At 76.2% G+C, this 12,078-nt stretch carries 8 protein-coding genes and 1 pseudogene; 6 read left to right on the top strand and 3 right to left on the bottom strand.

Features of this window, described 5'->3' with window-relative positions; all coding sequences use genetic code 11:
- Window positions 1-51: 51 nt before the first annotated feature.
- A complete protein-coding gene (locus tag AC07A6_RS05555; protein ID WP_478776199.1) occupies window positions 52-1,629 on the top strand; it encodes a sensor histidine kinase in 1,578 nt (525 codons plus the stop codon).
- A gap of 1,607 nt (window positions 1,630-3,236) precedes the next feature.
- Here the strand turns inward: AC07A6_RS05555 and AC07A6_RS05550 are convergent.
- Together AC07A6_RS05550 and AC07A6_RS05545 are read right to left on the bottom strand one after the other, a co-directional pair.
- A complete protein-coding gene (locus tag AC07A6_RS05550) occupies window positions 3,237-4,199 on the bottom strand; it encodes an MFS transporter (protein WP_478776274.1) in 963 nt (320 codons plus the stop codon).
- Complete coding sequence (locus tag AC07A6_RS05545; protein WP_478776279.1) at window positions 4,130-4,480, bottom strand: hypothetical protein; 351 nt, start codon at window positions 4,478-4,480, stop codon at window positions 4,130-4,132. The genes AC07A6_RS05550 and AC07A6_RS05545 overlap by 70 nt, the downstream gene beginning before the upstream one ends.
- A 210-nt stretch (window positions 4,481-4,690) precedes the next feature.
- Here AC07A6_RS05545 and AC07A6_RS05540 point away from each other — a divergent pair, with 210 nt between their 5' ends.
- The 5 genes from AC07A6_RS05540 to AC07A6_RS05520 all read left to right on the top strand — a co-directional run bounded on the left by AC07A6_RS05540 (window position 4,691) and on the right by AC07A6_RS05520 (window position 11,307).
- Entirely contained in the window at window positions 4,691-5,749 is a 1,059-nt protein-coding gene (locus tag AC07A6_RS05540) for a LacI family DNA-binding transcriptional regulator (protein ID WP_478776198.1), read from the top strand.
- A 790-nt stretch (window positions 5,750-6,539) separates the two neighbouring features.
- Window positions 6,540-7,739 carry a thiolase family protein gene (locus AC07A6_RS05535; protein WP_478776197.1) on the top strand — a complete coding sequence of 400 codons (1,200 nt, stop codon included), beginning with the start codon at window positions 6,540-6,542 and terminating at the stop codon, window positions 7,737-7,739.
- A 173-nt stretch (window positions 7,740-7,912) separates the two neighbouring features.
- On the top strand, window positions 7,913-9,352 hold the full coding sequence (locus AC07A6_RS05530) for an aldehyde dehydrogenase family protein (protein WP_478776196.1): 1,440 nt from the start codon (window positions 7,913-7,915) through the stop codon (window positions 9,350-9,352).
- A gap of 82 nt (window positions 9,353-9,434) precedes the next feature.
- Window positions 9,435-9,827, top strand: a complete 393-nt coding sequence (locus tag AC07A6_RS05525) for a thioredoxin family protein (protein WP_362464867.1) — start codon at window positions 9,435-9,437, stop codon at window positions 9,825-9,827.
- 43 nt (window positions 9,828-9,870) lie between these two features.
- Entirely contained in the window at window positions 9,871-11,307 is a 1,437-nt protein-coding gene (locus AC07A6_RS05520; protein ID WP_478776195.1) for a dihydrolipoyl dehydrogenase family protein, read from the top strand.
- Between the two features lie 20 nt (window positions 11,308-11,327).
- Here AC07A6_RS05520 and AC07A6_RS05515 read toward each other — a convergent pair.
- Window positions 11,328-11,960 (bottom strand): annotated as a pseudogene (locus AC07A6_RS05515) (phosphoribosyltransferase); the annotation flags it as partial.
- Window positions 11,961-12,078 lie beyond the last annotated feature (118 nt).

Here is a 12,078-nt window from a genome sequence, read left to right as displayed (position 1 = left end):
AATCGGAACTCCGAAGGACACGACGCGCACCGGGAAGGACCCCCACGCACCATGCGGCAACCGCACATCCGAACCAGGCACGTGCTCACCGACACGGCGCTGTGGACCGTGCTCGCGGCCGCCACCGGCTACGGGTTCCGTGACGCGGGCGGGGACTCGCCGGTCCTGGACCTGCTGCTCCCGCTGGCCGTGCTGGCCGTGGCCGTCCCGCTGTCCCGCCTCCGGCCCGGCGCCGCCGTGTTCCTCGTCAACGGCCTGTGCGCGGCGGGCCTGGCCGACTCCGCGACCCCCGCCAACGCCCACGTCCTGTCGCTGGCCGCGCTGAGCTGCCTGCTCGGCGCCCGGACGGCCCGCGCCCGGGGCCCCCTCGCCGTGCTCGCCGCGTCCCTCGCGGCCGACCTCGCGGCGTGCGCCGTCCTGGGAGTACCGGCCGTGTGGTGGTTCTACGCCCTGACCGTGCTGCCCACCGCCCTGCTGCTGCCCTGGCTGGCCGGACGCCACTGGCGCGGCCGGCGCGAACTCGTACGGGAGGGCTGGCGGTTGGCCGGCAGCCTGGAGGAACGCCAGCACCTGGTCGCGGAGCGCGCCCGGCTGGCCGAACGGGCGGACATCGCGGCCGACATGCACGACTCCCTCGGCCACGTGCTGAGCCTGGTCGCCCTGCGCGCGGGAGCCCTGGAACTCTCCCCGGACCTCACCGACCGCGACCGGGCCGACGTGGCCGAGCTGCGCGGGACGATCGCGGACGCCGTCGAGCGGCTGCGGGAGACCGTGGCCGTGCTGCACGAACCGGGGGAGCAGGGGCCGGAGCCGGACACGGTCGAGGACCTCCTCGGCCGGGCGGTGGCCTCCGGTGTGCCGGTGCGGTGGGAGCGGCGCGGGACGTTCACCGGGACGCTGCCGCCGCTGGTCGAACGCGGGACGTACCGGGTGGTGCAGGAGGCCCTCACCAACGCCGTGAAGCACGCCCCCGGCGGGCGGGTCAGGGTCGGCATCGACCACGGACCCGACCGCACCCGCGTGAGCGTCGTCAACGCCGCGGCGCGGGACGGCGAACCCGCCGCCACGGGCGCCGGTGCCGGCAGCGGCCGGGGGCTGACCGGGCTCCGGGAACGGGTGACGGTCCTCGGCGGCACCCTGCGGACCGGGCCGTACCAGGACGGCTTCCGCGTCACCGCCGTCCTCCCGCACCAGGCCCCGCCCCGCCAGGCCCGGCGCCCCGGCACCACCGGGGCGGCCGGCCCCGCCCCGGAGTCCGCCGAACGGCACGCCGAGGTGCGCCGCGCCGCCCGCCGCCGCGCGCTGGCCGCCTTCGCGGCGCCGGCCGCCGCGGCGGCCTTCTTCGTCCCGGCCGCCGTCTGCCTGGCCTGGCAGCTGACGACGGGCGTGCTGCCGCCGTCCCGCTTCGCCGGGCTGGAGCCGGGAGCCTCCCGCACCGACCTCGCCGGCCTGCTCCCGGCCCGCGCCTTCCCGTACCCGCCCGACCACCTCCGCTCGGCACCCCGCCCAGCGGGCGCCGACTGCGAGTTCTACCGCTCCGGCCGGGACCTGCTGGCCCAGGTCGACCTCTACCGGCTCTGCTGGTCGGACGGCGTCCTGGTCTCCAAGGACACCCTGAAGGCCACCTAGGGGGTGTCCGCGAAGTAGCGCCTGCCCCGCGACGCCCGGCACGCGCTCTCGCCGCACCGGGCGAAAGACCGAGTACGTCCAGTACGAGGCCTTCCGCCCGGCACGCCGAGAGCACGCACCGGACCCCGCGGGGCCCGCCCTCCGGGCGGACGGAGCCACTTCGCGGACACCCCCTAGGGTTCAGGGCATGGACGCCGCCGCACTCGACCACCGGAACCGCACGCACCAGGACTGCGTGCCGCCCGACCTCGTCGAGCGGCTCCTCGGCCTCGGGCACGCCGGTCTCGTGCGCGCGCAGGCCCTCGCGGAGGACGGCGACTGGTTCTGCGCCCGCGCCTGGGCGCGCCGGCTGGCCGGGCAGGGCCGCACGGACGACGCCCTCGCCGTGGTCGCCCGCTACAGCGCGACGGGCTGGTTCACCGCGGCGGCGGAGGCCGCCCGGCTGCTCGACGCGGCGGGCCGGGGCGAGGAGGCCGTCCGGCTGCTGCGCCCCTTCGCGGCGGACGGGGAGCGGTCCGCGCTGCGGGAGCTGGCGCCGCTGCTGGCCCGCCACGGCCGGGCCGAGGAGGCGTACGCACTGCTCGTCCCGCACATCGCGGACTGGCACCTCGCCGAACGGCTGGCCGACGTGGCGCTCGTACTGGGCCGGGGCGACGAGGTCGCGGAGCTGCTCGCCGCCCGGACCGCGCCCGGCCGCCCGTGCGAGCGGTGCGGCGGCCCGGAATGCGCGGGGCGCGGCCCCGAACCGTTCAACGCCGTCAACCTCATCGCGTCCATCCGCGACCGGCAGGGCCGTACGGAGGAAGCGCTCGCGGTCCTCCACGCGCACGGCCCCACCCTGGTCAACAACCGGGACCCGCTCGCCGAACTCCTCGTGAAGCACGGCCGGATCGATGAACTCCGCGCCTACGCCGCCGATGGCGAGCACCCGTCGGCCGTCCGCCGCCTGGCGGAGCACCTGGAGGAACGGGGGGACGTGGCGGGCGCGGTGGAGTCCTACCGGCCGCACGCCCGACAGGACTCCGGGCACGCCCGGACCCTGCTCGCGGAGCTCCTCGCCCGGCACGGCCGGGGCGGCGAGGCCGTCGAGCTGATGCGGGCGCACGACACCCACGACGACCACCACCTCATCGTGCTGTGCGGGCTGTTCGCCGCCGAGGGCCGGGCCGAGGAGGGCCTCGCCCACCTGGACGCCCTCAAGTCCCGCCGGGGCGAGGAGGAATACGAGCTGTTCCGCCTGCGCGGCCCCCTCCTGGCGGCCTGCGGCCGCCTGGACGAGGCGGTGGCGCAGACCCGCGCGCACCCCGAGGGCGCGAACTGGTACGCGGTCGAGGACCTGGCCCACCTCCTGGCCGCATCCGGCCGCCCGGAGGACGCCGTGGCCCTCCTGGAGCCGGACCGCATCCGGCACCGCCAGGACCTCGCTCCGCTCCTGGTGGACCTGGGCCGCGCGGAGGAGGCCGTCACCCTCCTGCGCACCCCCCTCCCCGAAGTCCCCCCGCCGACCCCTGGGGCTACAGCGACCTCCCGCCCTTCTGAGCGTCGGACCCAGCCCTCCGACGAGGCCGTGAAGCCGGCGAGGCGGGATGTCCGTCGAACACGACGGGTCAGCGGACGCCGCGGATCGGGCGTACCGCCAGCGCCCCCGCCACCGCCAGCACGGCGGCGACGACGAACAGCGCGGTGTAGCCGCCGCTCACCGAGACCACCACCGAGGCGACGAACGGGGCGACGATCTGCGGACCGGCGTTCGCGATGTTGAGCACGCCCATGTCGCGCGCCGCGTCCTCCGCCGCCGGCAGGACCATCGTCACCAGCGCCGTGTCCACGGCCATGTAGCTGCCGAACGCCAGGCCGTTCACCACGGAGAAGGCCAGCATCGCGGTCCAGCTCGCCGACACGGCCGGGATGACGAGCGCGACCGCCGACAGCAGCGCCGAGGCCCCCACGAACAGCTTGCGCCGGTCCAGCCGGTCCGACAGCCAGCCGCCCGCCACCGTGGAGACGACCATCGCGACGCTCGTCAGCGGCATCAGCAGGGCCACCGCCGCCTCCGGCTCCATCCCCTCGGGCAGCACGGTGTGGTCCTGGAGGACGTACAGCTGGTACCCGCTCACCGCGAAGTAGCCGAGCACGAGCAGCGCCCGCCCGATGAACGCCCAGCGGAAGTCGTGGTCGCGCAGGGCACCGGCGAAGGCGGCGAGCTGCGCCCGGACGGGCAGCGGGGCACGCGCCGGGAGCCGCTGCTCACGGGAGCAGGCGGTGAACAGGACCGCCGCGCCCGCCACGATCGCGCCGAAAACGAGGTAACCGGTACGGAAGTCGTCCGCGAAGGCCGCCCCGGCCAGCGCACCCAGCACCGACCCGAAGGGCAGGCCGAGCCCGACCGCGGCCGAAGCCTTGCCGCGGGCGCTCACCGGCACCCGGTCGGGGACGACGGAGGTGAGGGCGGCCTGGTAGACGTTCATCACGGCCTGGCCGAGGCACCAGGCGATGGTGATCAGCAGGATCGTGTCGGCCAGGCCCAGCAGCAGCATCGCCGGCACCGCGGCGAGCCCGCCGCCGAGGATCCACGGGTCGCGCCGTCCGTTGCGGTCGGACAGGGCACCGCGACGGGGTTGAACACCGTCGCGAAGACCGCGGAAACCCCCGCGATCAGGCCGAAGTTGGCGACCTTGTCGGCCGGGTCGACCCGCTCCACCTGGAGCGCGAGCAGGATGCCGGCGACGCCGACGTAGAGGGCGTACATCGCGGTGTTGCCGAGCAGCAGCAGCGGCAGCAGTCCGCGGCCGGGGGAGGGTCTGCCGGGGGTGGCGGCGGCGGTGCCGGTGCCGGGGGAGGAAAGAGCCATGGTGCCCTCCTGGGCAGGGGTGGAGGGGTGCGCGCCGCCCCGTCGCGGGTGGCGGGTACGACAGGGTGCGAGGGGGCGGCGGCACGTCTGGGAGGGGGCCGGCGAAGATTGGGTTACACGTGTCACTGAAACGTGTAAGCACTGTCTAGCACCCGATTCCGGCCAACCGCCAGCCCCCGTGCGCAATCGGTCTGGAAAGATGCCCGGGCCATGTCTGACTCACCGAATCCGCCGGGCCGGCGCACTCCGCCCGCCCCGCCGTCCCCGCCCGCGGCGGCACCCGTGCCGACCAGCGCCGACGTCGCCCGCCTGGCGGGCGTCTCGCGCGCGACGGTCTCGTACGTCCTGAACAACGCGGAAGCCGTACGCATCAGCGAGCCGACCCGGCGCCGGGTCCGAGAGGCCGCCGAGGAGCTGGGCTACGTACCGCACGCCGCCGCCCGCAGCCTGCGCGCAGGCCACACCCGCATCGTGCTGCTGCCCACCTCGCACGTGCCGGCCGGGCCGCTCTACAGCAACTTCCTCAACGAACTCCAATGGGCCCTGCGCCGCCGGGACTACACCGTGGTCCAGTACGGCAGCCTCGGCCTCAGCGGCGACGAGGCCGCCCGCGCCTGGGCCGAACTGCGGCCCGTGGCGGTGATCTCCCTCGGCGAGACCGCCCTCTCCCCGCGGAACGTCGCCACCCTCAAACGGGCCGGAGCGCGTGCGGTCATCACGATGGGCCCCGACACGGTCGCGGGCGCGCACGCCCTCGTGATGGACCAGGCGGAGGTGGGCGCCCGCGCCGCCGCGCACCTCGTGGAACGCGGCCGCCGCCGGATCGGGGTGGTCGTGCCGCGGGAGGACGGCCTGGAACTGTTCTCCGCACCCAGGCTGGCGGGCGCCGGATCGGTGGCGGGCGCGGAAGTCGTACGGGCCCTGCCGATGGCCTACACGGAGGAGTCGGCGGCGGCGCTGGCCGCGCGGTGGGGGGAGCTGGGGCTGGACGGGGTCTTCGCGTACAACGACGAGTACGCGATGCTGCTGATGCGGGCCCTGCAGGACGCCGGGGTGCGGATCCCCGAGGACGCGGCGGTGATCGGCGCGGACGACCTGCTGATCGGGCGGCTGCTGCGGCCGAGGCTGAGCACGGTGCGGATCGAGATGCCGACGGGGGAGCGGTTGGCGGGGCTGGTGGATGCGGCGGTGCGGGATCCTTCGGAGATCACGCAGCGGCACGACCTGATGGGGGCGGTTGCGGTACCCCGCGATTCCACTCCTTCTTGACGCGCCGCTCGCGCGGCTCGGCCGCGGGCGGCCTCCCCGGCTTCGCGCCGCTGCGCCGGCCTCCGGCCGTCGGGTCCGGGGCGGGGCCAGCTTCGGTGGCTGGGCCGGTGGGTCGTCTGCGGCTGGGTGGGCCGCTGCGCGGGGCGAGGTCCCCTACCCACCCTTCCACCGTTCCCCGGGCTGCGCCCGGACCCCTTCTGGGGGCTCCGCCCCCAGACCCCCGCGCCTCAAACGCCGGCGAGGCTGGAATCTGTCGGCCGGGGCGCGGGGCAGCCGGGACTGAACGGGCCGGGAAGTCCGGGGTGCCGGGTCGGGGGTGGGGACGGGGTGGGGTGTCGTCCGGGACTAAAACGAGATGAATTCGGCGCGAGGCACCCCGCACATCCGGATCCGGATCGGGCGCCGAACATCGAAGCCCGTCCCGGACGACACCCCACCCCGGCACCGCCCCCGACCCCCGCAGCCACCCACCCACCACCCCGCCCGGCAGGGCAACGGTCCACCCGCACTCCGCCGGGCAGGGCAACGGTCCACCCGCGCCCCGCCGGGCTGGGCAACGGGCCCCGCCCGGCAGGGCAGCGGCCTGCACCCGCACCGGCATCCCGCCCGGCCAGGGCAACGGCCCACCCCGCACCCCGCCCGGCCAGGGCAAGGGCAACCGTTGACACACCCCGACGCCTCGGCGGAGACTGCGGGCGCGCCCCACCGGGCGTGCCCGGGGGTGGGTCCCGGTGCCCACGCCGGCACCCGGGCCGCCGCCGACCGTACGGAGCCGCCCAGGAGAGCCGCCATGAGCATCCGCACCGTCCGCGACGTCTACGTCGTCGACGCCGTCCGCACCCCGATCGGCAAGTTCGGCGGAGCCCTCGCCGGGGCGCGCCCCGACGACCTCGCCGCGCACGTCGTGCGCGCGCTGGTGGACCGTACGCCCGACCTGGACCCCGCCCGCATCGACGACGTCGTCTTCGGTGACGCCAACGGCGCCGGCGAGGACAACCGCGACGTCGCCCGCATGGCGGTGCTGCTGGCCGGGCTGCCGGTGACCGTCCCCGGCGTGACCGTCAACCGGCTCTGCGGTTCGGGTCTCGAAGCCGTCGTCCAGGCGGCCCGCGCGATCGCGCTCGGCGACGCGTCCGTCGCCATCGCCGGCGGCGTCGAGTCGATGTCCCGCGCCCCCTGGGTGGTGCAGAAGCCCGAGCGCGCCTTCCCCGCCGGGCACCAGCAGATGTGGTCCACCACCCTCGGCTGGCGCATGACCAACCCCCGGATGCCCGCCGAGTGGACGGTCTCCCTCGGCGAGGGTGCCGAACTCGTCGCCGAGAAGCACGGCATCACCCGCGAGGCGCAGGACGCCTTCGCCCTGGAGAGCCACCGCAAGGCCGCCGCCGCCTGGGCGGACGGGCTGTACGACGGCGAGGTCGTGCCGTACCCCGGCGTGGACCTCGCGCGTGACGAGTGCATCCGCGAGGGCTCCACCCCCGAGGCGCTGGCCCGCCTCAAGCCGGCGTTCCGGACGGACGGTTCGGGTACCGTCACGGCCGCCAACGCCTCCCCCCTCAACGACGGCGCCGCCGCGCTGCTGCTCACCGACGAGGAGGGGCTCGCCGCGACGGGCCGGGAGCCGCTCGCGCGGATCAGCGCCTCCGCCGTCACCGGGATCGAGCCGCAGCTGTTCGGCCTCGGCCCGGTCGACGCCGTGGAGCGGGCCCTCGGCAAGGCGGGCCGTTCGCTGTCCGGCCTGACGGCCTTCGAGCTGAACGAGGCCTTCGCCGCGCAGGCGCTGGGCTGTCTCGCGGCCTGGCCGGAGCTGGACCCGGCGGTGGTCAACCCGCGCGGCGGCGCCATCGCCATCGGCCACCCGCTCGGCGCCTCCGGTGCCCGGCTGGCCGGCTCGGTGGCGCACCAGCTGGCGGCGGCCGGCTCCGGCACCGGCATGGCGGCGCTGTGCATCGGCGTCGGCCAGGGCATCGCCCTGGTCCTGGAGCGGTAGCCGTAGCCGTAGCGGTACCGCACCGCCCCACGGGACCCCGTCGATCGTTTCCGGTCACGGGGTCCCGCCAACTGCCCAATAACTGAACAGAGATGACGCCCCCGGTCTGGCACGATGGCGCCTGCTGCCGCCCCCCGCCCCGCCCGCCCACCCCCACCCGGAGGCCCCGCGCCATGCCGCTGCTCGATCCGACCCTCTGGCAGGACGGACCCACGCTCACCGGCGGTACCGCTCCGGTCGTCGAACCCGCGACCGGCCGTACCCTCGCCACCGTCGACCTCGCCGCCCCCGCCGACGTCGCCGAGGCGGCCGTACGGGCCCGGGCCGCGCAGCTCGACTGGGCGCGCGCCACCCACCTGGAGCGGGCGGCCGTGCTGCGCCGCGCCGGGGACCTGTTCGCGGCCCACGCGGACGAGCTGCGCGAGTGGCTGGTCCGCGAGTCGGGCTCCATACCCGGCAAGGCCGACTTCGAACTGCACGTCGCCGCCCAGGAGTGCTACGAGGCCGCGGGGCTCGCCTCCCGCCCGGCCGGGCAGGTGCTGCAGAGCGAGGCGCCCCGGCTCTCCTTCACCCGCCGGGTCCCGGCCGGGGTGGTCGGGGTGGTGGCGCCGTTCAACGCCCCGCTGATCCTCTCCATCCGCTCCGTGGCCCCCGCCCTCGCGCTCGGCAACGCCGTCCTGCTCAAGCCCGACCGCCGGACCGCCGTCAGCGGCGGGCTCTGCCTGGCCGCCGTGTTCGCGGCGGCGGGGCTGCCGGCCGGGCTGCTGCACGTACTGCCGGGCGGGGCCGACACGGGCGCCGCGGTGGTCAAGGACCCGCTGGTGCGGGTGGTCTCGTTCACCGGGTCCACCGCGGCGGGCCGGGCCGTCGGCGAACTGGCGGGCCGTCACCTCAAGCGCGCACACCTGGAGCTGGGCGGCAACTCGGCCCTCGTCGTGCTCGCCGACGCCGACGTCGAGGCGGCCGTCGCGCAGGCCTCCTGGGGCTCCTTCTTCCACCAGGGCCAGATCTGCATGACCGCCGGGCGCCACCTCGTGCACACCTCGCTCTACGACGAGTACGTGGAGCGGCTCGCCGCCCGCGCCGAGGCCCTGGCCGTCGGCGACCCCTTCCGCGAGCGCGTCCACCTGGGCCCGCTGCTCGACCGGACGCAGCTGGAGCGGGTCCACGGCCTGGTCGGGGCCAGCGTCGAGCAGGGCGCCAAGCTCGTCGCGGGCGGCACCCACCAGGACCTCTTCTACCGGCCGACGGTGCTGGCGGGCGTGGCCGACGACAGCCCCGCCTACGCCGAGGAGGTCTTCGGCCCGGTGGCGCCCGTACGCTCCTTCGCGACCGAGGACGAGGCGGTGGAGCTGGCCTCGGCGGGCCCGTACGGGCTCTCCCTGGGCATCGTCACCGCCGACGCGGGACACGGCCTGGAGCTGGCGGGCCGCATCCCGACCGGGATCGCGCACGTCAACGACCAGACGGTGAACGACGAGGCGGTGGCCCCCTTCGGCGGTGTCGGCGCCTCCGGCACGGGCGCCCGGTTCGGCGGGGAGGCCAACCTCGACGCCTTCACCGAACTGCGCTGGACCACGGCCCGCACCACCGCACCCGGCCACCCCTTCTAGCGGTTCCCGCCCGGTCGCGGAATGCGGCGGGGCGGCCGGTCGTTCCTTCAGGACACCCGCAATACATGGAGGTCTGGAAACCGTGGCTACTGTCGAGCTCACCAAGGAGAACTTCGACGAGACGGTCAGCGAGAACCCGTTCGTGCTGATCGACTTCTGGGCCGGCTGGTGCCGCCCCTGCCTCCAGTTCGCGCCGGTCTACGAGAAGGCCGCGGAGGCCAACCCCGACCTGGTCTTCGCCAAGGTGGACACCGAGGCCCAGCAGGAGCTGGCCGCGGCCTTCCAGATCACCTCGATCCCCACGCTGATGATCGTCCGCGACCAGGTCGCCATCTTCGCGCAGCCCGGGGCGCTGCCGGAGGCCGCCCTCACGGACCTCATCGGGCAGGCCCGCGCCCTCGACATGGACGAGGTCCGGGCGAAGATCGCCGCCTCCCAGGCCGAGGAGGGCGCCACCGGCACGCCGGAGGCCTGAGATTGCCGGACGCGGCCCGGCCGCTGCGGGGACACTGGACCGCATGACCGAAGCCGTGGAGTACGACGTCGTGGTGCTCGGCGGGGGACCGGCCGGCGAGAACATCGTCGACCGGACCCGCGCCGCCGGGCTGAGCACGGCCCTGGTGGAGAGCGAGCTCGTCGGCGGGGAGTGCTCGTACTGGGCCTGCATCCCCAGCAAGGCCCTGCTGCGCCCGGCCCTCGCCCGCGCGGACGCCCGCCGCGTGCCGGGGCTCGCGGACGCCGTCCGGGGGCCGCTGGACGCCGAGGCCGTCTTCGCGCACCGCGACTACTGGACGGGCCACTGGAAGGACGACGGCCAGCTCGACTGGCTCGACTCCATCGGCGCCCACCTCTACCGGGGCCACGGCCGCCTCTACGGCGTCCGCAAGGTGGCCGTGACCAGCCCCGAGGGCGTGCACCACGTGCTCTCGGCCCGGCACGCCGTCGTCGTCGCCACCGGCAGCCGGGCCGTGGTCCCGGACCTGCCCGGCCTCGCCGGCGCCGGGGCGTGGACCAGCCGCGAGGCCACCTCCGCCCGGGAGGTGCCCGGCCGGCTGCTGATCGTCGGCGGCTCGGTGGTGGCCGCCGAGATGGCCACCGCCTGGCAGGCCCTCGGCTCGCGGGTCACCGTCCTGGTACGCGGCTCCGGGCTGCTGCCCCGGATGGAGCCCTTCGCCGGGGAGCTGGTCGCCGAGGCCCTGACCGTGGCCGGCGCGGTGGTCCGTACCGGGGTGGTGGTGGAGGCGGTCGTACGGGACGGCCCGGCCGGCCCGGTCACGGTGGTCCTGGAGGGCGGCGAGCTGCTGGAGGGCGACGAGCTGCTGATGGCGACCGGCCGCGCGCCCCGCACCGAGGACATCGGGCTGGACACGGTGGGGCTGAAGCCCGGGGACTGGATCGGGGTCGACGAGAGCTGCCGGGTCACCGGCCACGACTGGCTCTACGCCGTCGGGGACGTCAACCACCGGGCGCTCCTCACCCACCAGGGCAAGTACCAGGCCCGTATCGCCGGGGCCGCCATCGCCGCCCGGGCCGCCGGACCGGGAGCCCCCGCCCCGGACACCGGCCGCTGGGGCGCGCACGCGGCGACCGCCGACACCGCGGCGCTGCCCCAGGCCGTCTTCACCGACCCGGAGGCGGTGGCGGTCGGCCTCACCCTCGCCGAGGCGGAACGGGCGGGCCACCGGGTCCGAGCCGTCGACTTCGACCTCGGCAAGGTGTCCGGCGCGGGCCTGTACGCCGACGGCTACCGGGGCCGGGCCCGCATGGTCGTGGACCTCGACCGGCAGGTGCTGCTGGGCGCCACCTTCGTCGGCCCGGGCGCCGCCGAGCTGCTGCACGCGGCGACCGTGGCCGTGGCCGGGGAGGTGCCGGTCGACCGGCTGTGGCACGCGGTCCCCGCCTTCCCCACCGTCAGCGAGGTCTGGCTGCGGCTCCTGGAGGCCTACCGGGGCTGACCCCCGCCGTCCGCGCGCCGGGCCGCCGCCTCGGCGAGCACGGCCACGACCTCCTCGTCGGGGGTCTGGGAGAAGTCCCGGTACCACTCGCCGACCGCGCGGAACGCGGGCGGCGACGACAGGCACACCACCTCGTCCGCCGCCCCGCGCAGCCACGCGACCGCCTCCGGAGGCGCCACCGGAACGGCCAGCACCACCCGCGCCGCGCCCGACGCGCGGGCGATCTCGCAGGCGGCGGCGGCCGTGGCGCCCGTGGCGATCCCGTCGTCGACCACGATCACCGTCCGGCTGTCGAGCGGCACGCGGGCCCGGCCCTCGCGGAACCGGTGGGCCCGCCGTTCCAGCTCCGCCTGCTCCTCGTGCTCGACCTCGGCCAGCTCCCGCGCCGAGGCGCGGCTGCGCCCGACGACGTCCTCGTTGATGATCCGCACCCCGCCCTCGCCGATGGCGCCGAAACCCAGCTCGCGGTGGTGCGGCACGCCGAGCTTGCGGACGACGATCACGTCGAGGGCGGCGTCCAGTGCACGCGCCACCTCGAAGGCCACGGGCACCCCGCCGCGCGGCAGCCCGAGCACGACGGGGTCCTCGCCCCGCAGGTGGTGCAGCGCGTCGGCGAGACGCCGTCCCGCGTCCGCACGGTCGGTGAAGATCACAGCCGCTCACCCCGTTCCGGGCGTCCCCTTCGAACGAACACCGTCCCCGGCCCGTCCGCAACCGGAGCGGGCCCCGGGATCGCGGGACCCGGACCGGGGGCCGGCGGGGCGTGCGGCC

It is taken from the genome of Streptomyces sp. NPDC044002 (assembly GCF_056434525.1).
The sequence above is the reverse complement of the archived record's forward strand: the minus strand, read 5'-3'. Positions and strand labels throughout refer to the sequence as shown.

Coding starts and splice junctions, on each gene's coding strand:
- AC07A6_RS05540 (WP_478776198.1), top strand. CDS start 4,691: ATGTCTGACTCACCGAATCCGCCGGGCCGGCGCACTCCGCCCGCCCCG.
- AC07A6_RS05520 (WP_478776195.1), top strand. CDS start 9,871: ATGACCGAAGCCGTGGAGTACGACGTCGTGGTGCTCGGCGGGGGACCG.
- AC07A6_RS05545 (WP_478776279.1), bottom strand. CDS start 4,480: ATGGCTCTTTCCTCCCCCGGCACCGGCACCGCCGCCGCCACCCCCGGC.
- AC07A6_RS05555 (WP_478776199.1), top strand. CDS start 52: ATGCGGCAACCGCACATCCGAACCAGGCACGTGCTCACCGACACGGCG.
- AC07A6_RS05530 (WP_478776196.1), top strand. CDS start 7,913: ATGCCGCTGCTCGATCCGACCCTCTGGCAGGACGGACCCACGCTCACC.
- AC07A6_RS05535 (WP_478776197.1), top strand. CDS start 6,540: ATGAGCATCCGCACCGTCCGCGACGTCTACGTCGTCGACGCCGTCCGC.